The sequence below is a fragment of the Falsiroseomonas sp. genome (genome assembly GCF_041690465.1).
GTDB lineage: Bacteria > Pseudomonadota > Alphaproteobacteria > Acetobacterales > Acetobacteraceae > Falsiroseomonas.
In genome coordinates this window covers 81317-107319 of the sequence record NZ_JAWLHG010000015.1, presented here as the reverse complement: position 1 = coordinate 107319, position 26003 = coordinate 81317, and the positions used below count along the sequence as shown (strand labels likewise).

The window sequence follows — 26003 nt, the reverse complement described above, 5'->3', positions numbered from 1 at the left end:
CGACCATGCCAACCAAGGGAGGAGAGATGATGCACACGACACGCCGCGGCCTGATGGCCGCCGCCGCAGGCCTGGCGATCGCCAGGCCGGCCGCCGCCAACGAGACGCTGCGCATCGGCGCGATGCCGGTGGGCTCCGGCTGGTACGTCGCCGCGGCGGCGATCCAGCGCGTGGTCGCGCCGGTGCTGGAAGGCCACACCGTCGAGATCATCCCGCGCGGCGGCGGGGTGGCGAACCCGATGGTGGTGGAGCGCGGCACGGCGCAGATCGCGCTGTCCAACGTGCAGACCGCCGTGCTCGCGGCGAATGGCGATCCGCTCTACAACGGGCAGAAGGCGCAGAACATCCGCGCGCTCGTCGGCGGGCTGAACCCGGTCTTCATCGGCGCGATGGTGCGCAACGAGTTCCTGCGGCAGAACAACTTCACCACGCTCGACCAGATCCTGGATTCCGGCAAGCCGCTACGCATCGTGATGAAGCCGCAGGGCTCCAACGTGCCGCCGGCAGTGGACACCATCCTCGCCGCACATGGGCTGAGCCGCGACAAGGTGCGCGCCAATGGCGGTTCCATCATCCAGGTCGATGTGGCGCAGATCCCCGCCATCCTGCGCGACGGCCGCGCGGATATCCTGTTCGACACGGTACTGCGCGGTCACCCGATGATCACCGAGCTGTCGCTCACCGCCGATATCAGCTTCCTCGACCTGTCGGAGCGCTCGCTGGAGGCGCTCGCCCGCGTCGGGCTGCGGCGCGCGATGCTGCCGCAATGGTTCACCGGGCAGAGCGGCCCGACGCGCAGCGGCGATTTCGGCACCGTGCTGATCGCGCACGCCTCCGTCGCCGATGACGTCGCCTATCGCGTGGTGAAGGCGATCATCGAGAACCGCGACAGGCTGGTCTCGGAATACCCTGCCTTCAACGCCTTCAAGCCGGAGGATGCGTGGAAGCCGGAGAACACCGGCGTGCCGCTGCATCCGGGGGCCGCGCGCTACTACCGCGAACGCGGCTGGATGAGCTGAGGCAGGGCTGATGCTGCGGGCGGCGCTGGATCCAAGGCTCTGGGTGGGCGCGGGCTTCTGCGCCTTCCAGTACTGGATCCTCGCCGCGCCGCAGGCGCCGCTGGTGGAGCGGCCGGCGCATCTGATTACCGCGCTGTTCCTGCTGTTCCTCTGGCAGCCGCTGCGCACGCCCGCGCTGCCGGTGGTGCTGCGACGCGGGCTGGATGCGCTGTGCCTCGCCGGCGTCGCCGCGGTGGCCTGGTACTACTGGGACAGCACGGAGCGCCTGGCGAACCGCATCGACATGGTGGACCCGGTCCTGCCGCTCGACGTCGGCATGGGCGTGCTGTTCATCGCCCTGCTGATCGAGGGCGTGCGGCGTGCCGTCGGCGGCATCCTGGTGGCGGTGCTGCTCGCCTTCCTGCTCTACGGCATGGCGGGCTTCGTGCTGCCGGGGGCGGCGGGCTTCCGCGGCTTCGCGCTGCCGGAGGCGATCGAGATCCTGACGATGTCCACCAGCGGGATCCTCGGCGTCACCACCGAGACCTCGGTCGGCTTCGTCTTCTACTTCGTCGCCTTCGGCGTGGTGTATTCGGCGATCGGCGGCGGCTCGCTGTTCGTGGATCTCGCCGCGCGGATGGTCGGCACGGCGCGCGGCGGATCGGCGAAGGTCGCGATCATCGGCTCCTCGCTGATGGGCACCATCTCCGGCAGCGCGGTGGCGAACGTCACCGCCACCGGCGTCTTCACCATCCCGCTGATGCGCCGCTCCGGCATCCCCGCCGAACGCGCCGCCGCCACCGAGGCCATCGCCTCCACCGGCGGGCAGCTGATGCCGCCGATCATGGGCGTCGCGGCCTTCGTCATGGCGGAGCTGCTGGTGATCCCCTATGCGCAGATCGCGCTGGCGGGGCTGATCCCGGCGCTCGCCTTCTACGCCGCGCTGTTCATCAGCGCGGATCTCTACGCCCGGCGCACCGGCCTCGGCACCATCGAGCGCTCGGCGATCGAGGCGATTCCGCCGGTGCTGCCGCGCCTGGTGCTGCTGGCGCCGCTGGTGGTGCTGATCGGCGCGCTGGCGCTCGGCTGGTCGGCGCCGAGTGCGGCGATGTACGCCACCCTCGGCTGCCTCGCCATCGCGCCCTTCGGCCCGGCGGGCTGGCGCGTGCTGCTCGACACGCCCAAGATCATCGCCGATGTCGGTCGGCAGGCGGCGGAGATCGCGGTGCCGATCGGCGCCGTCGGCATCGTCATCGCGGTCGCCATCCAGTCGAACCTGGCGCTGAAATTCGCCGCAGGGCTGATGTCGGCCGGCGGCGATTCGCTCGGCGGCGCGCTGCTGCTGGTGATCCTCGGCTGCATCATCATGGGCATGGGGCTGCCGACGGTGGCCGCCTACATCATCGGCGCGATCCTGTTCGTGCCGGCGGTGCAGCATTTCGGCGTGCCGCCGCTGGCCGCGCATTTCTTCGTGCTCTACTACTGCGTGCTGTCCATGGTGACGCCGCCCGTCGCGCTCGCCTCCTACGCCGCGGCGGGGCTGGCGCAATCGCCGGTGATGGCGACCAGCCTGCGCGCCTTCCAGATGAGCTTCGTCTGCTTCCTCATCCCGCTCGGCTTCATCGCCGATCCGGCGCTGCTGGCGCAGGGCGGCCTGTGGCAGGTGCTGCTGGCGAGCGCCGGCCTGCTGCTCTCCACCAGCGTCTGGGCCGCCGGCGTGGTGGGCCAGGCGACGCGCCCGCTCGCCTGGCCGGAGCGCGCGCTGCTGCTCGCCTGCGGGCTGGTCGCCATCCTCTACCCGACCGGCTCCACGCCATGGTGGATGGCGAACGGCCTGGCGGCGATGTTCCTCCTGCTCGCCTGGCGGTTGCCGGGCTTCGGCCTGGCGCTGCCTGCCGCACGCCGCGCGAGCCGCACGCCATGAGCGATCGTGGCCGCACCTGGCCGGCCGAGGCGCGCACGGCGCGCGATGCGCGGAGCGGCCGGCTGGTCCGGCAGGTCACCGACCATCCCTCGATCCACCATCATCCCTTCTTCTTCGTGCCGGCCTGGGACCGGGCGATGACGAAGCTCGTCTTCGTCTCCCATCGCAGCGGCACGCCGCAGGTCTTCTTCGAGGAGCGCGCGACGGGCCGGCTGGTGCAGGCGACCGACCGCGCCGGGCTCGCCGAATGGTCGGTGCATCCCTCGCCCTGCGGCCGCTTCGTCTACTACACCGCCGGCACCGCCGCCTTCCGCACCGACCTCGAAACCTTCGAGGAGGAGGAGCTCGCCTCCTTCGGCGCGGTGGAGATGCGCGAGAAGGGCATGGTCGGCGCCGCCATGGGCACCACAGCGCTCTCCGCCAGCGGCCGCTGGTGGGCGGTGCCGGTGCGCACCGGGCCGGTGACGCGCTTCGTGCTGATCGACACCGAGGCAGGCGCCGTCGGCATCTTCCTGGAGCGCGACACCATCGGCCATCCGCAATTCTGCCCCGATGACGAGGACCTGATCCTCTATGCCGGCCCGATGACCGATCGCGTCTGGCTGACGGACCGCAGCGGCGCGAAGAACCGCCGGGCCTATGCACGCGAGGACCGGATGCAGTGGATCACCCACGAAACCTGGATACCCGGCCGGCGCGAGATCGCCTTCGTGGACTGGCCGCGCGGCATGCAGGCGGTGCACGCCGACAGCGGCGCGACGCGCTGGATCACCAGGTTTCCCGCCTGGCACGCGGTCTCCGACGCCGCCGGTTCGCGCATCGTCTGCGACACCACCTTCCCCGATCGCGGCCTGCACCTGCTGCCGGTCGAGGGCGATGGCGAGGCGAGTTTCCTCTGCGCATCGGAAGCCTCCTCGCAGGGCGCGCATTGGGGCGGTCCCTTCCCCTACAATGACGGCCCGGTAGCCGTGGAGGCGGCGCAGCACACCCATCCGCATCCGCGCTTCTCGCCGGATGGATCGCGCGTCGTCTTCACCTCCGACCGCACCGGGCATGCGCAGCTCTACGAGGTTCTGCCGGACGAGGGCGGATGAGCGAACGCATCGACGGCTGGACGCATATCCTGCCGCCCGCCTATCTCGCCCGGCTGCGCCGGCACCATTCGGAGACCGGCCGGCTGAAGCGCTGGCTGACGATGACGACGCTGTTCGACCTGGATGCGCGCTTCCGCCTGATGGACCGCTTCGCGCCCTACCGGCAGCTTCTCACCCTCTCCATGCCGCCGATCGAGGAGCTGGTGCCGGCGGAGGAAGCCGCGGAGGTCGCGCGCATCGCCAATAACGGGCTGGCGGAGCTCGCGGCGCGCCACCCGGACCGCTTCGTCGGCTGGATCGCCAGCCTCTCCCTGCTCGATCCCGAGGCGGCGATCGCGGAAGCGCAGCGCGCGGCCTCGATGGGTGCGCGCGGCGTGCAGATACCCACGCATATCCTGGGCCGGCCGCTGGATGATCCCGCCTTCGTCCCGCTGTTCGATGCCATCGCCACGCTCGGCTGGGCGATCTGGCTGCATCCCGTGCGCGGCCCGGATGTCCCGGACTACCGCAGCGAGACGGCGTCGCGGCACGAGATCTGGTGGTGCTTCGGCTGGCCCTATGACAGCAGCGCCGCGATGGCGCGGCTGGTCTTCTCCGGCCTGTTCGACCGGCATCCGGGGCTGCGCGTGGTGACTCACCACATGGGCGCGATGATCCCCTACTTTGCCGGCCGCATCCGGCAGGGCTGGGGCCGCGACATGGGCAGCCGCACGCCGTCGGCGGATGCGTCGCTGCTCGGACCACGCCTGGTGCGCGAGCCGATCGCGTATTTCCGCGAGTTCTTCGCCGACACCGCCCTCTCCGGCGAGGTGGGCGCGATGCGCTGCGGTCTCGATTTCTTCGGCGCGCAGCGCGTCATGTTCGCCAGCGACTTCCCCTTCGACGCCGAGGGCGGCGCCTATCTGGTGCGGGAGACGCTGGCCGGCCTGGATGCGCTCGCGCTGGATGACGCGACACGCGCGCAGGTGATGCACGGCACGCTCGGCGCACTGCTGGCGCCGCGGCACGCCACATGATCGAGCCGCAGCGCATCCGCGCGCTGATCCGCCGCGGCGAGCTCACCGGCAGCAGCCGTGGCCTGGCGCTCGGCTATGTGCAATGCAACCTGGTGATCCTGCCGCGGGCCAGGGCCTATGACTTCCTGGTCTATTGCCAGCGCAACCAGCGCGCCTGCCCGGTGATGGAGATCGGCGATCCCGGCGATCCGGTGCCGCGCCGGCTGGCGCCGGGCGCCGACATCCGCACCGACCTGGCGCGCTACGCCATCTGGCTGCATGGCGAGCGGCAGCCCGACCGCACGGAGATCGGCGACCTCTGGCGCGACGACCTGGTGATGGTGCTGATCGGCTCCGGCATCACCTTCGACGGCGCGCTGGAACGCGCGGGCGTGCCGACCGACCGGCATCGCTGGGTGGTGAACACCACGCTGCCCACCGAGCCCGCCGGGCCGTTCCGCGGCCCGCTCGTCGCGACGATGCGCTGGCTCACCCCCGCGCAGGCGATCCGCGCCGTGGAGGTCACGTCGCGCTTCCCGCACAACCACGGCCCGCCGATCCATATCGGCGACCCGGCGGCGATCGGCGCCGACCTTGCCAACCCGCTGTTCGGCGGCCCCGTGCCGCCGCTGCCTGCGGGATTCGTGCCGGTGTTCTGGGCCTGCGGCGTCACGCCCCAGGCCGCGGCCGAGGCCGCGCGGCCGGAGCTGATGATCACCCACGCGCCGGCGCACAGCTTCATCACCGACCTGCCGGCGGATGCGGTGATGGCCTGACCGGCAGCACGGCCATCTTCACGCGTGGCGCGCGGGGTGCCAGCCTGCGCGGCACCGCAGGATGCAAGCCGAGGATGCCATGAACGCGCTGGAACGCCGCCTTCTCGACCAGGTCTCGCTGGAGGCGCCGTGGGAGCTGGTGGAAGCCTTCTCCCGCACGCCGCGCTGGATGCCGGAGGATGTGAACCGCGGCGCCGACATGATCGCGCAGCGACTGGAGCGGCTCGGCGTGCCGGTCACGCTGCACATGCCGGAGATCTACCTGGCCGTGCCGCTCTCCGCCTCGGTGGAGGCGGGCGGCGTCATCCACCGCGCCAAGCCGCCGACCTCCTCGCTGCCGGTGCCGGAAGGGCGCACTGCGCCGCTGGTCTATCTGCCGGCCAACCCGAAGGCGCTGCGTTCCTACTCGCGCGACATCAAGGAGCTGTTCGGCGGCGCCATCGCGGATGAGGCGGAGGCGCGAGCGAAGGTGGCCGGGAAGATCCTGATCACCGAGGGCTTCGGCAATCCCGCCCTGGCCTCGCTGGTCGAGGAATGGGGCGGCGTCGGCGTGATCGCGGCCAATCCGGGGGTGGACGTGCACTGGGGCACCTGCACGACCATCTGGGGCACGCCGGACCTGGACGACCTGCCGCGCAAGCCGAAGATCCCGATGGCGACGGTGAACAAGGAATCGGGCGAGGCGCTGAACGCGCTCGCACTCCAGGGCGGCAGCGCCACCATCCGCAGCGAGCTGCTGGAAGGCCTCTTCCCGCAGAAGATCCCGATGGTGGACATCCCCGCCGCCGATGGCAGCAAGGACTTCGTGCTGCTGCACGGCCATTATGACAGCTGGGATGTCGGCGTCGGCGACAACGCCACGGGCAATGCCACGCTGCTAGAGATCGCACGCATCCTCTGGGCCAATCGCGGCGAGCTGAAGCGCGGCGTGCGCATCTGCTGGTGGCCCGGCCACTCCACGGGCCGCTATGCCGGCAGCACCTGGTATGCGGACGCCTTCGGCATCGAGCTCGACGAGCACTGCGTGGCGCAGGTCAATTGCGACAGCCCCGGCTGCCGCTGGGCCAGCTGCTTCCACGACACCACCACCATGTCGGAGACGCTGGCCCTGGTGCGCCAGGCGATCCACGATGTCGTGCCGGATGCGCCCTTCGGCACCAAGCGGCCGAAGCAGGCGGGCGACTACAGCTTCAGCAACATCGGCATCACCAGCTTCTACATGCTGAGCTCGACCATGCCGGACGATCTGCGCCGGGAGAAGGGCTACTACGAGGTCTCCGGCTGCGGCGGCAACATCGCCTGGCACACCGAGAACGACACGCTGGAGATCGCAGACCGCGACAACCTTCTCCGCGACATCCGCATCTACCTGCTCTCCGTGCTGCGGGTGACGCAGCCGGAGATCCTGCCCTTCGATTTCGTCGCCACCGCCGACGAGTTCGCCGCGACCGTGGCGCGCTACGCCAAGGAAGCCGGCGACCATGCCGATCTGACGCCCGCGGTGGAAGCAACGGCGGAGTTCCGCGCCGCGGTGGCGAAGCTGCACGCCGATGCGGCGTCCGGCACCGTTCCGGCGGCACGCGCGAATGCGGTGCTCAAGGGACTGGCGCGCATCCTGGTGCCGGTGAACTTCACCAATGGCCCGCGCTTCACGCATGACCCCGCCGTCACCGTGCCGCCCCTGCCCTGCCTCGCCGTGGCGACGGAGCTGCGCAACCACAGCGGCCAGATGCTCGGCTTCGCGAAGACGCAGCTGATGCGCGGCCAGAACCGCTACGTCGCTGCGATGCGGGCCGCGACGCGCCTGGCGCGCTGACGCTCATGCCAACGGCCAACTCCGTTGGCCGTTGGCATGAGCCTTCTTTTGCCCTCAGTCGCCGGGCGCGGCCTCCGGCCGCTTGGCTTCGCGGCACACGCCGCGGGCCGCATTCGCGGCCTCGGCCGCCTTCGGCGGCCGCAGGTCAGCCCATCCTGCCGCCGGTATCAGCGCACCAGCGCGTCCAGCAGCCCTCGCGCACCGCCACCAGCCGCCAGCGCGGCGATGGCGGCGGCGGCCGTATCCACTCGTTCTGCCGGCAGCATGCGGGCCGCGCAGTCGCGGAACTTCGCCGCGTGATCCGCCTGCGTCATCGGGTTCTCCGGCGCGCCGCGGCGGATCTCGCGCGTCTCGTCCAGCACGCGGCCGTCGCGCAGCGTTACCCGCACGCTGGTCGCCGGTGGCGGTGCGCCGTCCGCCTCCGGCAGCCCGCGCATCTCGATGCGCGGCATCAGCACGCGGATCGGCGCGCGATGGATCGCATCGCCCTCGAAATCGTCCAGCCCCAGCCGGCCCTGCGTGGCGGCGGCTGCCAGGCAGTATTCCATGCTGAACCGCGCCTCCATCCCGGTCGTCGGCCGCGGATGCATCAGGTTGCGCCGCAGCACCATCGGCAGCTCCGTCTCGATCGCCGCCACATCCTCCGCGCCGAAGCTCGTCGCCGCCCGCAGCGCGAGCAGCGCATCCAGCGAGAGGTGCGTCGCCGCGCAGGTCGGATACGCCTTGTAGCTGATGCCCACCGCCTCGATCGCCAGCTTCGCATTGTCGCCAGGCGGATCGAACGCGCCGTCCGGCGCGGGGCGGCCGGCGAACATCTCGGCGAAGCGCCACTGGCCTTCCAGCGCCTCCGCCGCGCCGCCGACGCCCTCGGCCGCCATCGCCGCCGCCAGCACGCCGGCCTTCGCGGCCAGCCCCGCATGCACCGACTTCGCCATCGCGCCGAGTTGCATCCGCGTGCCGGCGGCCATGCTGACGGCGAGGCTCAGCGCATCGCAGGTCGCCCGCGCGGGCAGGCGCAGCAGCCGCGCGCAGGCGCCGGCCGCTCCGATCGCGCCGATCGTCGCCGTCGCATGCCAGCCGAGCGCATAGTGGCGCGGATTCACGCCGCGGCCGACGCAGGCCATCACTTCCAGCCCGACCACCAGCGCATCCAGCAGCTCCGGCCCGCTCGCGCCGGTCTCCTCGCCCAGCGCCAGGATCGCCGGCACCAGCACCGCCGTCGCATGGCCCGAGAGCGGCGCGAAGGTATCGTCGTAGTCAAGCACATGCGCCGCCGCGCCGTTCACCAGTGCCGCCCATGGCGCCGCCAGGCCTTGCCCGCTGCCGACCACCCGCGCCTGCCCACCGCCCCAGCGCGCAACGGCGGCCGCCACGCGGCGCGGCGTCTCCTCCCCCGCGCCGGCGAGGATGCAGCCGATGGCGTCGCGCATGCCGTCGGCCGCCAATCCTGCCACCTGTGCCGTCCGTGCGCGGGGCACCTCCGCGACCCACTCTGCGATCCGCCGCGTCGCGCCCGCCTCGGCCATGCCCCGCCTCCCTGGACAACCCGGGCACAGCTTGCCGATGGCCTGCGTGCCACTGCAAGCACCCTGCGGGGCCGGGCTTCCCGGCCGACGGGTAACGGTGCCAACATCCTCCGAGGAGAAAATGGAGAGCGGTGGCATGGCAGCTTCGCGGGACGGCGCGATGGCGCGCGCGACGCAGTGTTTCGACGGCGGCCGGTTCCTCGACGAGCTGCGCCGCCTGGTCGCGGTGCCGACCGAAAGCCAGATGCCGGACAGCCTCCCCGCCCTCACGCGCTATTGCGCTGAGACGATGCCCGCGCTGATGCAGGGCATGGGCTTCGATCCCGTGGTGCTCGACAATCCGCGCGACGGCCGTGGCCCGGTCTTCGTCGCCACCCGCATCGAGGATCCCGCGCTGCCGACGGTGCTGGTCTATGGCCATGGCGACGTGGTGCGCGGCCTGGCGAACAAGTGGACCGGCGGGCTCGATCCCTGGCAGGTGACCGTGCAGGGCGACAAGTGGTACGGGCGCGGCACGGTGGACAACAAGGGCCAGCACCTCATCGCCATCGAGGCGCTGCGCGCGGTGATGGCCGAGCGCGGCGGCCGGCTCGGCTTCAATGCGAAAGTGCTGGTCGAGACCGGCGAGGAGCAGGGCTCCCCTGGCCTGCGCGAGCTGCTGCGCGCCGAGAAGGAGAGACTCGCCAGCGACGTCTTCATCGGCCTCGACGGCCCGCGCCAGACCACCTTCATGCCGGAGATGAAGCTCGGCGCGCGCGGCGGCGTCGCCTTCGATCTGATCGTGCATCTGCGCGACCACGCGCATCATTCCGGCCATTGGGGCGGCGTGCTCGCCGACCCCGGCTTCGTCCTGGCGCATGCGCTCTCCACCATCGTCACGCGGCAGGGCCGTATCCTGGTCGAGGGATGGACGCCCAGGGAGATTCCCGCCGCGGTGAAGCGCGCCATCGCCGGCATCGTCTTCGAGGACATCCCCGGCCTGCCCGAACCCGATGCCGGCTGGGGCGAGCCCGGCCTGACCAAGGCCGAGAAGATCTTCGGCTGGACCAGCGTGATCGTGCTGGCCGCGCTGACCGGCCACCCGGATGCGCCGACCAACGCCGTGCAGGGCGAGGCGCGCGCGCGGCTGCAGGTGCGGCACACCGCCGATGTCCGCGGCGCCGATATCGTGCCCGCCTTGCGGCGCCACCTCGATGCGCATGGCTTCCAGGCCGTGCAACTGGAGCCGGTGCTGGAGCGCGACATGTTCGGCGCGTCGCGCACCGACCCCGACGACCCCTGGGTCGGCATGGTCGCGGAGTCGATGACGCGCACGGCGGGCCGCGCGCCGAACATCATCCCGAACTCCTCGGGCTCCAACCCCTCCGACATGTTCCAGGAGGAGCTGGGCATCCCGGTGATCTGGATCCCGAACAGCTACGCCGGTTGCAACCAGCATGGCCCGGACGAGCACGCGCTGGCGCCGCTGCTGCGCGAGGGGCTCGGCCTGATGGCCGGCATCTGGTGGGACATCGGCGAAGGTCTCGCCCCGCGCCGCCGATAGCACATCGCGGTGAAGCCACGGACGACAGGAGGATCCCGATGACCGATGCGCTGCCCACGCCACCCACGGAGGCCGTCAGCGGCCCCGAGATGATGGCGAATTTGCGCGAGATCGCGCGCTGGGTGAAGCTGTCCGGCACGGCGGAGGAACTGGAGGCGCTGCGCTTCCTCGAGAAGCGCATGGCGGATTACGGCTTCCGCACGAAGATCCTGATGCATGACGCCTTCATCAGCCTGCCCGGCAAGGCGCGCGTCGAGGTGGACGGCAAGGCGATCACCGCCATCACGCAATCCTTCTCGCAGCCTTCGCCAACCGGCGGGCTTTCCGGCGTGCCGGTCTATGTCGGCCACGGCACGGAGGCGGATTTCGCGGGCAAGGAGGTGAAGGGCCGCATCGTGCTGGTGGAGGGCATGGCGACGCCCGCCGTTTCCCAGCGCGCGACCGAGGCCGGCGCGGCCGGGCAGCTGCACATCAGCCACCATGAGCACATCCACGAGATGTGCATCTCGCCGGTGTGGGGCAATCCTTCCGCCAGCACGCGCGGCGGCATGCCGAACACCGTGGTGTGCAGCGTCAACAATGCCGATGGCGGCGCCATCCGCGATGCGCTGGCCGCCGGGGGGAAGCCGGTGGTCACGCTGCACGCGGAGGTGGACACCGGCTGGCGCAAGACGCCGATCCTGGTGGCGGAGGCCGATGGCCCGAAGGGCGGCGCGGAGGAGCCCTTCGTCCTGCTCTCCGGGCACCACGACACCTGGTACTATGGCGTGATGGACAATGGCTCGGCCGATGCCGGCATGATGGAGGCCGCTCGGCTCTGCTTCGCGCAGCGCAACGAGTGGCAGCGGGGCTTGCGCGTGTGCTTCTGGTCGGGCCATTCGCATGGCCGCTATTCCGGCTCAGCCTGGTATGCCGATGCGCATTGGGACGAGCTCGACCGGCGCTGCGTCGCGCATGTCAACGTGGACAGCCTCGGCGGCGTCGGCGCGACGGTGCTGTCCAACACCGCGGCGATGACGGAGCTGAAGCACCTGGCCGCACAGGCGGTGGAGGCGCACACCAACCAGAGCTACAAGGGCAAGCGCAAGGCGCGCAGCAGCGACGAGAGCTTCGTCGGCATCGGCATTCCGTCCATGCTCGGCTCGATCAGCGAGCAGGCGCAGAAGCATGAGCAGGCACGCAACGCGCTCGGCTGGTGGTGGCACACGCCGCACGACCTGATCGACAAGGTGGACGAGGCCAACCTGGTGCGCGATGCGCGCGTGCTGACGCAGGTGGTCTGGCGCCTGCTCGCCTCGCCCGTCGTGCCGCTCGACCACGCTGCGACGGCGGAGGCGCTGCTGGTCGAGCTCGCACCGCTGGCCAAGGCGCTGGACGGCCGCCTCGATGTCTCGCCGCTGGTCACCGGCGCCACCGCAGTGCGCGACGCGGCGGCAAGCGTCGCGAAGCGCAGCCCGCGCGACACCGCGGCGGCGGCGGCGGCGAGCGCGGCGCTGATGCGCGCCTCCCGCGCGCTGGTGCCGGCGGACTACACCAATGGCGACCGCTTCCTGCATCCGCATGCGCTGCCGATGCCGGCCTGGGCGACGCTGCAGCCGATCCGCGACCTCGCTGCCACGTCCGCCGGATCGGATGCCGAGAAATTCGCGGCGGTGGATGCGCTGCGCGCGCGCAATCGCGTCGCCTTCGCGCTGCGCGAGGCGAAGCAGGCGCTCGACGACGCGCTGGCCGCACTGAGCTGATACACCGGAGGATCGCGCGATGCGCAACGACGAGCAGGTCTGGCGCCTGGTGGACGACCGCAAGGAGCCCTACGCGGCACTCAGCGACCGTGTCTGGGGAACGCCCGAGCTCTGCTACGACGAGCACCGCTCCGCCGCCGCGCATCGCGAGATGCTGGAGGCCGAGGGCTTCCGCGTCACCACCGACGTGGCCGGCATTCCCACCGCGCTGATGGGCGAGTGGGGCGAGGATGGCCCGGTGATCGCCATCCTCGGCGAATACGATGCGCTGCCGGGCCTCAGCCAGGAAGCCGGCATCGCTGAGAAGCGGCCCATGGAGGGTTCCACCTACGGGCATGGCTGCGGCCACAACGTGCTGGGCGCGGCGAGCCTGATGGCGGCTTCGGCGGTGAAGGACTGGCTGCGCGCGAACAACCTGCCCGGCCGCATCCGCTACTACGGCTGCCCCGCCGAGGAAGGCGGCGCCGCCAAGGGGTTCATGGTCCGCGACGGTGCCTTCGACGATGTGGACCTCGCCATCTCCTGGCACCCGGCCTGCTTCTCCGGCGTGAACGAGCCCTCCTCGCTCGCCAACACCCGCATCGACTTCTCCTTCACCGGCCGCGCGGCGCATGCGGCCTCCTCGCCGCATCTCGGGCGCTCGGCGCTGGACGCGATCGAGCTGATGAATGTCGGCGTGAACTACATGCGCGAGCACATGCCTTCCGATGCGCGCATCCACTATGCCTATCTCGACGCCGGCGGCATCGCACCGAACGTGGTGCAGGCGAAGACCAAGGTGCGCTACCTCATCCGTGCGCGGAACCTGGAGGAACTGCGCGGCCTGGTGACGCGCGTGCGCAAGATCGCCGATGGCGCCGCGCTGATGACGGAGACCACTGTCTCCACGCAGGTGATCAGCGCCGTTTCCAACCTGCTCGGCAACACGCCGCTGGAGCAGGCGATGCACGACAACTACCAGCGCCTGGGCCCGCCGCAGTTCAGCGAGGCGGATCGCGCCTATGCCGCCGAGATCCAGAAGACGCTGCGCGAGGAGGATATCGTCTCGGCCTATCGCCGGCAGGGGTTGACGCCGGAGAAGGGCAAGTCGCTGTGCGACCTGATCGTGCCGCTCGGCACGAAGGGCGCGGGCATGGTCGGCTCCACCGATGTCGGCGACGTTTCCTGGAAGGTGCCGACGGTGCAGGCGCGCGGCGCGACCTATGCCATCGGCACGCCGGGCCATTCCTGGCAGGTGGTGGCGCAGGGCAAGGCGCCGGCGGCGCATACCGGCATGGTGCATGTGGCGAAGGTGATGGCCGGCACCGCGGTGGATGCGCTGCGCAACCCGGACCTGATCGCCAAGGCGAAGGCCGACCACCAGGCCCGCACCGGCGGCAAGCCGTACGAGAGCCCGCTGCCGGCCGATGCGAAGCCGGCGCTCGGCATGTCGCTGGCGGAGTGACCGGCGAGTAAGGCGGCTTGCGGCAGGAGGCACGAGGCGGCACGCTTCGTGTCTGCGATCGGTGCAGGGATGAGGCGATGAGCGTGACGCGACGGCAGATGAAGCTTGGCGTCTCCATGATCGGGCTGGGCTACCACATGGCTGCCTGGCGGCACCCCGATGTGGACCCGGCCGGCAACATGAAGCTCTCCCACTACGTGGACGTGACGCGCATCGCGGAGCGCGGCAAGTTCGACCTCGTCTTCCTCGCCGATGGCGTCGGCATCCGCGCGCAGGACGAGCCGAAGGGCGCGCTGGCGCGTTCCTCGAAGAACGTGGTGTTCGAGCCGCTGACGCTGCTCTCGGCGCTCGCGATGACCAGCGAGCGCGTCGGCCTGGTCGCCACCGCCTCCACCACCTACAACGAGCCCTATCACGTCGCGCGCAAATTCGCCTCGCTGGACCATATCAGCGGCGGGCGCGCAGGGTGGAACGTCGTCTCCTCCTTCACCGACACCGAGGCGCGCAATTTCGGCTTCGCCAAGGCACCCGACTACGACAAGCGCTACGACCGCGCCGCCGAGTTCGTCGAGGTGGTGCGCGGGTTGTGGGAGAGCTGGGAGGACGACGCCTTCATCCGCGACAAGGCCTCCGGCGTGAACTACGACGAGAGCAAGCTGCATGTGCTCAACCACAAGGGCGCGCATTTCACCGTCGCCGGCCCGCTGAACGTCGCGCGCACGCCGCAGGGCCATCCGGTCATCTTCCAGGCCGGCGCCTCCGACCAGGGGCGGGAGCTGGCGGCGGCGACCGCGGATGCGCTCTATGCCGCCTCGCAGGAGCTCGACGCGGCGCAGGCCTATTACCGCGACGTGAAGGGCCGCATGGCGCGGTACGGGCGCGATCCGGACCACCTGAAGATCCTGCCCGGCATCCTCGCGGTGCCCGGCCGCACGCGACAGGAAGCGCAGGACAAGCACGAGCAGTTGCAGAACCTGTTGGACCCGCTGCTCGGGCTCAACCAGCTCTCCCGCGTCATGGGCGACCTTTCGGCGTATGACGTGGACGGGCCGGTGCCGGACGCGATCGACCCGCGCATGCGCAGCCGCGCCCAGATCTTCCTGGACCTGGCGAAGCGCGACAACCTGACCATCCGCCAGCTCTACACGCTGGTCGCCGCCGGCAACGGCCACCGAACCGTGGTCGGCACGCCCGCCGACATCGCCGACGCCATGCAGGACTGGTTCGAGCGCGAGGCGGCCGATGGCTACAACATCCTGCCGCCCTGGCTGCCCGGCGGGCTTGCCGATGTGGTGGACATGGTGGTGCCGGAGCTGCAGCGGCGCGGACTGTTCCGAACAGAATACGAAGGGCGCACCCTGCGCGAGAACCTCGGCGTGCCCTGGCCCACCCATCGGCGCGCGGCGCTGGTCCGCGCCGCCGCGCAGGCAGCCGATTGATCCTCAACGACATGGCGGAGACGAACGACATGACGATACGTCGCAGATCGCTGGCCCTCGCCACGACCCTCATCGCGCCTCTTGCCCTCGCCGCACCGCTCGCGGCGCAGGAGCTGACGATCGGCTTCAAGGCGGCGGTCACGGGGTCCGACCCGCACCAGAACTACACGCCCAACCGCAACGTGCAGCTGCATGTCTATGAACCGCTGGTGCTGCAGGACGAGTTCATGCGCATCAGGCCGGGCGCGGCCTCCGCCTGGCGGAACGTGGACCCGACCACCTGGGAGTTCACGCTGCGCGAGGGGCTGAAGTTCCACGACGGCACGCCGGTCACGGCCGATGACGTGGTGTTCTCCATTCGCCGCGCGCGCGCCGCCACCGGGCTCCGCACCTTCGTCGCGCAGACCCGCAGCGTCGCCTCGGCCGAGGCGAAGGATGCGCGCACCATCGTCATCCGCACCAATGGCCCCGCGCCGCTGCTGCCTTCGCAGATGGCGGTGATCGCCATCGTCTCCGCCCGCGCCGCCGAAGGCGCCGGCGAGGCCGAGTTCAACGGCGGCCGCGCCGCGCTCGGCACCGGTCCCTACCGCTGGGTCAACTACACGCCCGGGCAGTCCGTGGTGCTGGAGCGCGCCGGCAGCCATTGGCGCACGCCGGCCGAGCCCTGGCAGCGCGTGACCTTCCGCTTCATGACCAACGACAGCGCGCGCGTCGCGGCACTCCTGGCCGGCGACGCCGACGTGATCGACAACGTTCCCGCCTCGCTCTACGGCCGCGTGCGGGAGAGCGACCGTGCGGAGCTGGTCACCACGCCGGGGCTGTTCACGCTCTACATGTATCTCGACCACCACCGGCAGCAGGTGCAGTACGCCACCGGCCCGGACGGCCAGCCGCTGCCGCAGAGCCCGATCCGCGACCGGCGCGTGCGGGAGGCGATGAGCCTCGCCCTCAACCGGGAGGCGCTGGCCGAGCGAGCGATGGAAGGGTCCGCCGACCCCATCGGGCAGTTCGCCGGTCCCGGCTTCATCGGCCATGATCCCGGCCTGCCGGTGCTGCCCTTCGATCCGGCGCGGGCGCGCGCCCTGCTCGCCGAGGCCGGCCATCCCAACGGCTTCGGCCTGACCATCCACTGCACCAATGATCGCTTCCCCGGCGATGCGCGGACCTGCCAGGCGGTGGGTCAGATGCTGACCGCCGTGGGCATCCGCACCACGGTGGACGCGCTGCCCGCGGCGGTGTTCTTCCGCCGCGCCAACGGCAACGCGACGACCGAGCCGGAATTCACCGCCTTCCAGGCCATCTTCGCCTCCTCCACCGGCGTAGCCAGCGAGACGATGGCGACGATCCTGCACACCCGCGACAGGCAGAGCGGCTTCGGCTCGCTGAATCGCGGCCGCTACTCCAACCCGGCCTTCGATGCGGCCCTGCGGCGCGTGGACACCATCTTCGACCCGGCCGAGGCCGAGCGCGCGATGGGCGAGGCGGCGCGCATCGCCATCGAGGACAAGGCGATCCTGCCGATCTTCTCGCTGCGCGCATCCTACGGCGTGCGGCGCGGGCTGACGCTGACGCCGCGCGGGGACCAGTACACCTTCGCCACCACGATCCGTCCGCGATGAGGCGCCGCCAGGCCGGTCCGACCCCGGCCTATGCGCGCAGCGCGCCCACCCGCGCCTTCGCGCCGAGCATGAACAGGTCAAGGTCGTTGCCGGCCAGCATGAAGCGATAGCCCGCGGCGAACAGCTCCGCCGTGATCGCCGGATCGCCGACGCCACCGAACCCCGCGACCTTGCCATGCTTGGCACAGGCGCTCGCCACTGCGGCAAAGGCCGCGCGGATCTCCGGATCGGCATAGGCGCCGGGCTTGCCGCGCTCGACCGTCAGGTCCGACGCGCCGATGAACAGGATATCCACGCCCGGCGTCGCGGCGATGGCATCGGCATTGGCGATCGCCTCGCCGCTCTCGATCATCGCGATCACCGTGGTCAGTGCGTTCATCCGCGGCGCCGCCTCGGACAGCGGCGGCTTCTCGAAGCCGAGATGCGGGAAGATCGCCGGCACGCCGCGGATGCCCTCCGGCCCGAAGCGTGCCGCGGCGGCGCAGGCGGCGGCCTGCTCGGCGGTGTCCACATGCGGGAAGAACACGCCGAGCGCGCCGTTGGTCAGCGCGCGGTTGGCATGGAACGGCTCGTGCCCGCCGACGCGCACGAAGGGCGCGATGCCGCTGGCCAGCGCGCCGAGCGCCATCTGCGAGAACTGGTCGTAGCTCTGCGGCCCGTGCTCGAGGTCGAGGAACAGCCAGTCGAAGCCGGCCGCCTTCGCCGCCGCCACCGCCTCCATCCCGCGGCCCATGCGGATGGAAAGGCCGAGCGAGCGCCGACCGGAAGCGATCCCCTCCATCACGGCGTTGCGCGGATAGGCCCCGCTCATCGCCGGATATCCGCGAGCGTCAGATCGGTGAGGAACATGTGCCCGGTCGCATGGGTGATCATCTCCGGAATGCCGGCGGCGAGCGCGACCGCCTGGGGCGTGACGCCGCAGGCCCAGAACATCGGCACCTCGTCAGGCCCGATCGTGCACGGCCCGGTCCATTCGGCGCGCGACGGATCCACGCCGATCGCCGCCGGGTCGCCGACATGCGCCGGCCCGCCATGCGCCAGCGGGTAGCGCGAGGTCACCGCCTCCACCTCCGCCGCCAGGTGCCGCGGCACCGGCTTCAGGCTCACCACCAGCGGTCCCTGGAACGGGCCGGCGGGAACGCATTGCAGTGCGGAGGTGTAGACCGGGATGCGCGCCTGCACGCCCGGCTCGCCGCGCCTGAGCTGCGCCGGGTCGATGCCCGCATCGGTCAGCGCCGCATCGAAGGAGAGGCTGCACCCCATGACGAAGCCGACATGGTCCGGCCGCCACAGCGCGCGGATGTCGCCCACCTCCTCCACCTTCTTCCCGTCGCGATAGATGACGTAGCGCGAGAGGTCGCTGCGCAGATCGGCGCCGGGTGCGACGCGCGCGGGTTCCGGGTTGCCGGTGTCGGTCACGTCCAGCAGCGGACAGGGCTTCGGGTTGCGCAGGCAGAAGCGCATGAAGTCCAGCGCGTATCTCTCGGGCAGGATGGCCAGGTTCGCCTGCACATGGCCGCGCGCCATGTCATGCGTGGTGCCGCGCCAGCGCCCCGAGCGGATCGCCTCCCGCACCACGCGCGCCGGCACGTCGTGCAGCTCCGCACGCCTCGACAGCGCACCGTCCGGCATGGTCAGAGCCTCCAGCGCAGGATGCGGCGCTCGATGCGCTTGATGATCTCGGAGAGGATGATGCCGACCACCGCAAGCACCATCAGCCCGGCGAAGACGCCGCCGGTGTCGAACTGCGCGCTGGCCTCGGCAATCAGGAAGCCGATGCCGCGGTTGGCCGACATGAACTCGCCGACCACCGCGCCGATCAGCGCGTAGGGCACCGAGACCTTCAGCCCCGCCAGCACCCAGGCCGCGGCGGAGGGCGCGATGACGATGCGCAGCAATTGCAGCTCCGACGCGCCCATGATGCGCGCGGCGTTGATGTGCACCGCAGAGACGTCGCGCACGCCCGAATAGGTGTTCAGGAACACCAGGAAGAACACGATGATCGCCGACATCGCGATCTTGCTCTCGATCCCGATGCCGAACCACATGATGAACAGCGGGGCGAGGGCGATCTTCGGCAGGCTGTAGAAGGCGGTGATGTAGGGATCGAAGATCGCCGAGAGCGATTCGTAGCGGCCGAACAGGAAGCCCACGACGAAGCCCATCAGGGAGCCGATGACGAAGCCCGCCAGCATCGCGTAGAGCGTGATGCCCAGGTTGCGCAGCAGGATTCCCCGCTCCACCCAGGTGACCAGCTTCGCCGCGACCTCGAGCGGGGAGGAGGCGAAGAACGGGTCGATCAGCGGGCCGGAGGCGAGCTGCCAGAACAGCAGGAACGCCACGCCGACGCCGATCTGGATCGCCTTGAGGAAGCGCCGGCGGCGCGCGGTGCGCAGCTCCTCCTCGACCACCGCGCGGGAGCCGCGCAGCCCGCCGGAATCGGCCCCTTCGGCAGCGCTGAAGCTCATAGCGATTCCCCCAGCCTGATCTCGGCCTCCAGCGATTGCCAGAGCCGCTCGTAGATGTCCTGGAAGCGCGGATGGAAGCGCACGCGGAACACGTCGCGCGGACGCGGCAGGTCGATCTGCTCGATCAGCTTGATGCGGCCCGGCCGGCCGGTGAACACCACCACGCGATCCGCCAGCGCGATCGCCTCTGCCAGGTCATGGGTGACGAAGACCACCGTCTTGCGAGTGCGCTCCCAGATCTTCAGCAGCTCTTCCTGCATCACCATCTTGAGCTGCGCATCCAGCGCGCCGAAGGGCTCGTCCATCAGCAGCGTCTCGGGCTCGTAGGCCAGCACCTGCGCCAGTGCCACGCGCTTGCGCATGCCGCCGGAGAGCTCGTTCGGGAAATGCCCGCCGAAGCCCTTGAGGTTCACCATCTCCAGCAGTGCCGCCGCGCGGTCCGCACGCTGCGCGCGCGGCGCGCCGCGGATCTCGAGCGGCAGCCACACATTCTGCTCCGCCGTGCGCCAGGGCAGCAGGCTTTCCGCCTGCGTCATGTAGCCGACCTGGCGGTTCACGCCCTTCACCTGCTGCCCGTCATGCACGATGGTGCCGCCGGTGCAGTCCAGGATGCCGGCGATCATGTTGAGCAGCGTGGACTTGCCGCAGCCCGACGGACCGACCAGGGCGACGAACTCGCCCCGTTCGATCGTCAGGCTCAGATCCTCGATCGCAACCACCTCACGCTGGTTGCGGACGAAATGCTTCGAGACTCCGCGGACCTCGATGGCCAAGCGCCGCGCCTCAGCCCAGCTGCCGCATCGCCTGCTCGACGAAGCGCAGATCGTAGGCCTTCTGGAGCGTGTAGCCATCCGGCACGCCGGGCTGGCCGATGGACTTCAGATCCTCGTCGAGGAACTCGACATTGGCCTGGAAGCCGGCCTGCGTCGGCACCGGGTCGCGCTGGTAGATCGGCACGTTGTTGTCGAAGGAGACGTTGAACAGCGCGTCCGTCATGCCCTCGAACCAGCCCTTCGACCAGGCCTTGAAGTCAGCGGGGTCCTGGTGGATCTGCCGCAGCGCCAGCGCGATGCCGCGGCAATAGGCGGTCAGCTGCGGGCCCTTGTTGCGCAGCGTCTCCTGCGTCACCGCGGCGCCGATATAGGGGAAGTCGGCGAGCTGCGCCGGCGGGTTGGTCGCCATGTTGAACAGGTAGGTCGCGCCCGCCCGCTGGATCGCGATGTCGGAGGTCGGCGAGGAGAGGCAGAAGCCGTCGATCTGCTGGCGCTCCATCGCCGCGATCATCGCCGCGCCGCCGCGCACCGGGGTGAGCTGCGCATCGGTGGTGGGGTTCAACCCGGCGCGCCGCATCGCCCAGCGCACCAGCTGGTCCGGCCCGCCGCCCGAGCCGGTGGTGCCGATCTTCAGCCCCTTCAGCGCCGCGCCCTTGGCTTCCAGCGGCGACTGCTCCGTCACGCCCAGCCGGTCGGCGATCTCCTTCCGGATGACGATGTTGGAGGCGAACTTGTTCACCATGCTGAGGATCAGCACGACAGGCTGGTTGCGGAACTGCACGCGCATGTTCTGGATCGGCGAGCCGAGCAGGATGTCCGCCGCGCCGCCGATCAGCGCATCGTGGTTCACGCCGCGCTGCGTCGAGGCCTGCTCGACCGTCAGTCCGCTGCCCTCGAAGTGCTTCCGCGCGACGCCGTAATCCTCCGCCGCCCAGAGCCAGCTCTTGGAGGTGGAGCGCAGCGAGGTCACGCTGCCCAACCCTTGCGCCTGTGCCGGCTTCGCCATCATGCCGAACACCGTGCCCATGCCCTGCAGCGCGGCGATGCCGCCGAGCGAGGCCGCGGCTTCCAGCATCTCACGCCGCGCCAGGCGGATCCTGTTGAAGGCGGTCATTTCTGTCTCCCTGCTGCCTGTTCGTGTTTACCGCGGCGTCATCCTAGGCAGCCATGCCGCCCGCGACAACTCGGGGTCATTCCCGAGGTCCGGAGAGCTCCGCCCAGCGCCGGTAGCGCGCGGAGGCCGGCACCGCGCCGTCGCGCACCATCTCGCGCCACACGCGACAGGCATCCACGAAGTTGGGCACGCTGCCCGGGAACATCGTCAGCGAGAGCGCCTCCGCCAGGTGGTCCTCCGGCACGCCCGCCGCATAGGCGCCGCTTATGTGCTCGCCCAGCGCCCACCATTCCTGGCGGCAGGCCGAGGCCGCGGCCATCGCCATCTCGATCCAGCCCGCCGCCACCGGCAGGTCCGAGGTGAGCGCCGCCAGCGCCCGCCGATAGGCGCCCGCTCGCTCGTAGCCGGGCATGTGCCTGGCCCAGTGCTCCGCCGCGAAGGCGATGCGCCGCCCGACCTCGCGGAAGCCGCCGAGCCTGACCGCCAGCTCGATCTCGGCATCGGTGCCGCCGGCCTGCTGGAACTTCGTCACGTGGTGCGTTGTCACCACCTCCTCGACCGCGGTGAGGATCGCGAGCCAGACGAATTCCTTGGTGCGGTCGTCGAGGTGGCGCGGCGTCAGCGTCAGCGCGGTGTAGGCGGCATCGTAGCCGGCGAGCAGGTCCGGCATCGCCACCGCCATCAGGCCGTGATGCGGCAGCAGGTAGCCGCGCTTGGCGATCACCGCCGCGAGGCGCGCCTCGATCCCGTCGCCGGCCTCGTCATCCTGTCCGCTCATCGCCGCCTGCATCCTCCCGGCCCGCCCCACGCCCAGGGCGCGGCGGGCGGGATCAGAACCGCGACCGTCCGGCGGCGCAAGCCCGGCCCGACCCTCCCCGCCGCCCCCGCCACCCGGTTGACCGGCGCCGCGCCTGCGGAGACAAACGCCTCAAGGCGCCCGCAGGGTGCCGTTCCAGGGAGAGCCCCATGTTCACGCGCCGATCGCTTGCCGCCCTTGCCGCCCTGCCGCTGCTGCCCGCCGCCGCGCGCGCGCAGGCCTTCCCCGCCCGCGAGCTGACCGGCATCATCATGTGGGGCGCGGGCGGCGCGACCGACGTGGTGGCCCGCGCGCTGACCCCGCCGGCGGAGCGTGCTCTCGGCCAGTCCATCGTGCTGCAGAACCGGCCGGGTGGCGCCGGCGCCATCTCGGTGCAGGCGGTGGCGACCGCGCCGGCGGATGGCCACACGCTTCTCTACGGGGCGGAGAACCCGCAGCTGCACAAGGTGCTCGGCCTCGGCACCCGCGACTATGCCGATTTCTTCCCGGTCAACGTCACCGCGCGCGGCGTCGCCGTGGTGGTGGCGAACAACGACAAGCCCTGGTCCTCGATGAAGGACGTGGTGGCGGAGGCGCAGCGCAATCCGGGCCGGCTGAAGATGGGCGCCACCGGCCCCGGCGGGCTGCCGCATGTCGTCGGCGCGATGATCAACACCGTCACGCAGATGCGCGTCATCGCCGTGCCCTTCGACGGCGAGGGCCCCGGCCTCACCGCGCTGCAGGGCGGCCATGTGGACTTCATGCCGGTCGGCCTCGGCGCCGCCGCCGAGCACATCCGCGCCGGCCGCGTGAAGCCGCTGGCGATCGTCAACACCGAAGGCGTGGCGACGCTGCCCGGCGTCGCGCCGATCACCGCCGACCTGCCGGGCATGGCGAAATACCTGCCCTGGGGCCCCTTCTACGGCGTCTGGGTGCGGCGCGACGCGCCGGACGCCGCGCGCACCAAGCTGGTTTCCGCCTTCAAGGAGGCGGCAGGCAGCGAGGGCTTCACCACGCTGATGCGCAACGCCGGCAACATCATGATGAACATCAGCGGCGACGAGGCCGACGCCTTCCTGCGGCGCTGGCAATCCATCACCTCCTGGACGCTGCAGGAAGCCGGCGCGGCGCGGCGCAGCCCCGAGGAGTTCGGCATCCCGCGCCCGTGACGCGCCACGCCGCCGTCCGCCCGCCCGGCGAAGCGGTCTTCGCCTGGGCGATGGTGCTGCTCGGCGCCTTCGTGGCCTGGCAGGCGAGCGGCATCGGGTATTTCGACACCCCCTCCGCCGCCGGCGTCTTCCCGCTGGCGGCGGGCGTGGCGATGACACTCGCCGCGCTGGCCGCCGCGATGGCGGCGACGCGCCGCGCGGCCCCGGTGGCCGGTGCCGTGCTGCCGCGGGACGTAGCGGTGATCGGCGCATTGGTGCTCGGCTACATGGCGACGCTGGAGGCGGCGGGCTTCATCCTCGCCTCGCTGGCGTTCCTGTTCCTCGCGATCACCTGGCTGCAGCGCGGCTTCTGGCTGCGCGCGGCGCTGACCGCAGCGGTCGCGGTCGGCATCGTCTGGGTGGTGTTCCGGCTGGTGTTCCGCGTCATCCTGCCGGCTGGCTGGATCCTCGCCTGACGTGACCGACGCTCTCGGCTTCTTCCTGCTCTCCTGGACCGATCCGTCGCTGCTCGCGCTGACCGCGGCGGGCACCTTCGCGGGCATCTACATCGGCGCCATCCCCGGCCTCTCCGTCACCATGGCCGTGGCGATCCTGATCTCCTTCACCTTCACCTGGAGCGTGAACCCGGCGCTCGCGCTGATCGCCGGCATCTATACCGGCGGCGTGTACGGCGGCAGCCGCAGCGCCGTGCTGCTCAACATCCCCGGCGCGCCGGCCGCCATCGCCACCGCGCTCGACGGCTACCCGATGGCGCAGCGCGGCGAAGCCGGGCGTGCCATCGGGCTGGCCACGGTGACGAGCGTGCTCGGCGGCTTCGTCGGCATCATCGCGCTGGCGGTGGCAGCGCCGGCGATCGCCGACATCGCGCTGGCGGTGGCGCCGCGCGACTACCTGATGCTGGCGCTGCTCGGCCTGCTGCTGGTGGGCAGCCTCTCGGGCGAGAGCCTGGCGAAGGGCATCTTCTGCGGCGCGCTCGGCGTGGCGCTCGGCCTGGTCGGGCTCGACCAGATGACCGCCGAGCCGCGCTTCACCTTCGGCACCACGGCACTGATGGGCGGCATCCCCTATGTCGCCGCGATGATCGGCTTCTTCGGTGTGGCGGAGGCGCTGTTCCAGCTGCGCCGCCCCGACCTGCCGCCGATCCGCCAGAAGGTGGACCGCATCATCCCGCCCTGGCGCGCGGTGCGCCGGCATGGCGGGCTGACGCTGCGCTCCTCGGCGATCGGCGTGGTGGTGGGCGCGCTGCCCGGCACCGGCGGCGACATCGCCGCGCTGCTCGCCTACGACGCCGCGCGGCGTACCGTGAAGCAGCCGACGCATCCCTTCGGCCAGGGCGCCGAGGAAGGCCTGGTGGCGCCGGAGAGCGCCAACAACGCCGCGGTCGGCGGCGCCTACATCCCGATGCTGACGCTCGGCATCCCGGGCGATGCGGTCACCGCGGTGATCATCGGCGCCTTGTTCATCCACGGCCTGAAGCCCGGCCCGATGCTGATGATCGAGACGCCGCATCTGTTCTGGTTCACCGTCGGCAACCTGACGCTGGCCAACATCTTCCTGCTGGTGTTCGGGCTTTCGGGAATCCGCATCTTCGCGAAGCTGGCGGAGGCACCGCGGGCGATGCTCGCGCCGCTGATCCTGGTGCTCTCCGTCGTCGGCACCTACGCGATCCAGAACAGCGCGACCGACGTGCTGTGGATGCTGGGCTTCGGGATCTTCGGCTATTTCCTCAAGACCTATGGATATGAGGTCGGGCCGGTGGTGCTCGGCATGATCCTCGGACCGCTGATGGATGCCTCCTATCGGCGCGCGATGATCTCGGCGGCGGATGATCCGGTGGAGTTCCTGATGGGATTCGGCGAATCCTGGATCTCGGCGGGGCTCGCCGGCTTCTTCCTGGCGCTGGTCGCACATGCGGCGTGGCGGATGGTGCGGAAGCCCATCGCTCAGGGCATGTAGGTGCCGCCGTTCACCCAGAGCACCTGGCCCGTCATGTAGGCGCTGTCCGGCCCGAGCAGGAACAGCGTCGGCCCGACCACGTCCGCCGGCCCGGCGATGCGTCCGAGCGGAATCGCCGCCGCATGGGCCGCGATGTCGAGGCGCGGCGGCTGGTTCTCGTCGGAGCGTCCGGTGCCGCCGCGCAGGAAGACGGTGTCCACCGCGCCGGGTCCCACCGCGTTCACGCGGATCGCCGGCGCCGCCTCCAGCGCCAGGGTCCTGGTCATCGAGACCATCGCCGCCTTGCACGCCGCATAGGGCCCGTAGCCCGGCCGCGCATGGGCCGCCAAGCCCGAGACCATCAGCACCATCGCCGGCTGCGTTCCCTTCGCCAGCAGCGGCAGCGCGGCGCGCGCGGCGAGGAAGGCGGTGCGCAGGTTGCCGGCGACCACCTCGTCCCACAGCGCCGGCGCAACCTCGGCGAGCGGCTGCCGCGCCGGGGTGAAGCCGGCCAGGTTGACGAAGCCCTCCAGCTCCGCCTCCGCGCCGAGCGCCGAGAAGGCCACGCCGACCGAGTCTTCGCTGGTGCCATTCAGCGGGATTGCCTGCACGCCCTGCGGCACCGGATGGCGCGCCAGCGACGTCGGCAGGTCCAGCACGCTGACGCGCCAGCCCTCCGCCGCCGCGCGGGCGACCAGCGCCCGCCCGATGCCGCCCGCGCCACCGAGCACCGCCAGGCGCCGGGCGGCGGAAGGATGTCCAGCCAACCTCGCTCTCCCGTCTTCCGCTGCGCCGATGTCCACACGGATCGGCGCTGGCGGCAAGCGGCGGG

22 protein-coding genes are annotated in these 26003 nt (G+C 71.0%); 14 read left to right on the top strand and 8 right to left on the bottom strand.

Annotated features, from left to right (window positions below):
• The first annotated feature begins 29 nt into the window (after positions 1-29).
• The 6 genes from ACESM1_RS16255 (at position 30) to ACESM1_RS16230 (ending at position 7603) form a co-directional block, all read left to right on the top strand.
• Entirely contained in the window at positions 30-1019 is a 990-nt protein-coding gene (locus tag ACESM1_RS16255; RefSeq protein WP_372621769.1) for a TAXI family TRAP transporter solute-binding subunit, read from the top strand.
• Between the two features lie 10 nt (positions 1020-1029).
• The gene (locus ACESM1_RS16250) at positions 1030-2922 is read left to right on the top strand and encodes a TRAP transporter permease (protein WP_372621767.1); all 1893 of its coding nucleotides are present in this window, start codon (positions 1030-1032) and stop codon (positions 2920-2922) included.
• Positions 2919-4016: an oligogalacturonate lyase family protein gene (locus tag ACESM1_RS16245; RefSeq protein WP_372621765.1), complete on the top strand. Its 1098-nt coding sequence runs from the start codon at positions 2919-2921 to the stop codon at positions 4014-4016. The genes ACESM1_RS16250 and ACESM1_RS16245 overlap by 4 nt, the downstream gene beginning before the upstream one ends.
• Entirely contained in the window at positions 4013-5032 is a 1020-nt protein-coding gene (locus ACESM1_RS16240; RefSeq protein ID WP_372621764.1) for an amidohydrolase family protein, read from the top strand. Before ACESM1_RS16245 ends, ACESM1_RS16240 begins: the two co-directional genes overlap by 4 nt.
• On the top strand, positions 5029-5787 hold the full coding sequence (locus ACESM1_RS16235; RefSeq protein WP_372621762.1) for a D-glutamate cyclase family protein: 759 nt from the start codon (positions 5029-5031) through the stop codon (positions 5785-5787). The genes ACESM1_RS16240 and ACESM1_RS16235 overlap by 4 nt, the downstream gene beginning before the upstream one ends.
• A gap of 79 nt (positions 5788-5866) precedes the next feature.
• A complete protein-coding gene (locus tag ACESM1_RS16230) occupies positions 5867-7603 on the top strand; it encodes a M28 family peptidase (RefSeq protein ID WP_372621760.1) in 1737 nt (578 codons plus the stop codon).
• 167 nt (positions 7604-7770) lie between these two features.
• Here the strand turns inward: ACESM1_RS16230 and ACESM1_RS16225 are convergent, their stop codons facing one another.
• On the bottom strand, positions 7771-9129 hold the full coding sequence (locus ACESM1_RS16225; RefSeq protein WP_372621758.1) for an MmgE/PrpD family protein: 1359 nt from the start codon (positions 9127-9129) through the stop codon (positions 7771-7773).
• A gap of 136 nt (positions 9130-9265) precedes the next feature.
• Here ACESM1_RS16225 and ACESM1_RS16220 point away from each other — a divergent pair, with 136 nt between their 5' ends.
• The 5 genes from ACESM1_RS16220 (at position 9266) to ACESM1_RS16200 (ending at position 16916) form a co-directional block, all read left to right on the top strand.
• On the top strand, positions 9266-10672 hold the full coding sequence (locus ACESM1_RS16220) for a M20/M25/M40 family metallo-hydrolase (protein ID WP_372621757.1): 1407 nt from the start codon (positions 9266-9268) through the stop codon (positions 10670-10672).
• A 38-nt stretch (positions 10673-10710) separates the two neighbouring features.
• Positions 10711-12414, top strand: a complete 1704-nt coding sequence (locus tag ACESM1_RS16215; RefSeq protein WP_372621755.1) for a M28 family peptidase — start codon at positions 10711-10713, stop codon at positions 12412-12414.
• 19 nt (positions 12415-12433) lie between these two features.
• Positions 12434-13858 carry a M20 family metallopeptidase gene (locus ACESM1_RS16210; RefSeq protein WP_372621753.1) on the top strand — a complete coding sequence of 475 codons (1425 nt, stop codon included), beginning with the start codon at positions 12434-12436 and terminating at the stop codon, positions 13856-13858.
• 77 nt (positions 13859-13935) lie between these two features.
• Entirely contained in the window at positions 13936-15297 is a 1362-nt protein-coding gene (locus ACESM1_RS16205) for an LLM class flavin-dependent oxidoreductase (protein WP_372621751.1), read from the top strand.
• Between the two features lie 29 nt (positions 15298-15326).
• Positions 15327-16916, top strand: a complete 1590-nt coding sequence (locus tag ACESM1_RS16200) for an ABC transporter substrate-binding protein (protein WP_372621749.1) — start codon at positions 15327-15329, stop codon at positions 16914-16916.
• Positions 16917-16944: 28 nt separating this feature from the next.
• Here ACESM1_RS16200 and ACESM1_RS16195 read toward each other — a convergent pair whose 3' ends face one another.
• From ACESM1_RS16195 to ACESM1_RS16170, 6 genes are all read right to left on the bottom strand, one after another.
• The gene (locus ACESM1_RS16195) at positions 16945-17727 is read right to left on the bottom strand and encodes an aldolase/citrate lyase family protein (RefSeq protein WP_372621747.1); all 783 of its coding nucleotides are present in this window, start codon (positions 17725-17727) and stop codon (positions 16945-16947) included.
• Positions 17724-18548, bottom strand: coding sequence for a D-glutamate cyclase family protein (locus tag ACESM1_RS16190; protein ID WP_372621745.1), 825 nt, complete (start codon positions 18546-18548; stop codon positions 17724-17726). Before ACESM1_RS16190 ends, ACESM1_RS16195 begins: the two co-directional genes overlap by 4 nt.
• A 2-nt stretch (positions 18549-18550) precedes the next feature.
• Complete coding sequence (locus ACESM1_RS16185; RefSeq protein ID WP_372621743.1) at positions 18551-19384, bottom strand: ABC transporter permease; 834 nt, start codon at positions 19382-19384, stop codon at positions 18551-18553.
• The gene (locus ACESM1_RS16180) at positions 19381-20157 is read right to left on the bottom strand and encodes an ABC transporter ATP-binding protein (protein ID WP_372621742.1); all 777 of its coding nucleotides are present in this window, start codon (positions 20155-20157) and stop codon (positions 19381-19383) included. The genes ACESM1_RS16185 and ACESM1_RS16180 overlap by 4 nt, the downstream gene beginning before the upstream one ends.
• A gap of 10 nt (positions 20158-20167) precedes the next feature.
• Complete coding sequence (locus ACESM1_RS16175; RefSeq protein WP_372621740.1) at positions 20168-21271, bottom strand: ABC transporter substrate-binding protein; 1104 nt, start codon at positions 21269-21271, stop codon at positions 20168-20170.
• A 76-nt stretch (positions 21272-21347) separates the two neighbouring features.
• Entirely contained in the window at positions 21348-22049 is a 702-nt protein-coding gene (locus ACESM1_RS16170) for a carboxymuconolactone decarboxylase family protein (RefSeq protein WP_372621738.1), read from the bottom strand.
• A 188-nt stretch (positions 22050-22237) separates the two neighbouring features.
• On the opposite strand from ACESM1_RS16170, the gene ACESM1_RS16165 reads away from it, so the two are divergent.
• The 3 genes from ACESM1_RS16165 to ACESM1_RS16155 are packed head-to-tail and all read left to right on the top strand — an operon-like array spanning position 22238 to position 25192.
• Complete coding sequence (locus ACESM1_RS16165; protein ID WP_372621736.1) at positions 22238-23236, top strand: tripartite tricarboxylate transporter substrate binding protein; 999 nt, start codon at positions 22238-22240, stop codon at positions 23234-23236.
• The gene (locus tag ACESM1_RS16160) at positions 23233-23691 is read left to right on the top strand and encodes a tripartite tricarboxylate transporter TctB family protein (protein ID WP_372621734.1); all 459 of its coding nucleotides are present in this window, start codon (positions 23233-23235) and stop codon (positions 23689-23691) included. Before ACESM1_RS16165 ends, ACESM1_RS16160 begins: the two co-directional genes overlap by 4 nt.
• 1 nt (position 23692) lies before the next feature.
• Entirely contained in the window at positions 23693-25192 is a 1500-nt protein-coding gene (locus ACESM1_RS16155) for a tripartite tricarboxylate transporter permease (protein WP_372621732.1), read from the top strand.
• Here ACESM1_RS16155 and ACESM1_RS16150 read toward each other — a convergent pair.
• On the bottom strand, positions 25180-25938 hold the full coding sequence (locus ACESM1_RS16150) for an SDR family NAD(P)-dependent oxidoreductase (RefSeq protein ID WP_372621731.1): 759 nt from the start codon (positions 25936-25938) through the stop codon (positions 25180-25182). The genes ACESM1_RS16155 and ACESM1_RS16150 overlap by 13 nt on opposite strands.
• Between the last annotated feature and the right edge of the window lie 65 nt (positions 25939-26003).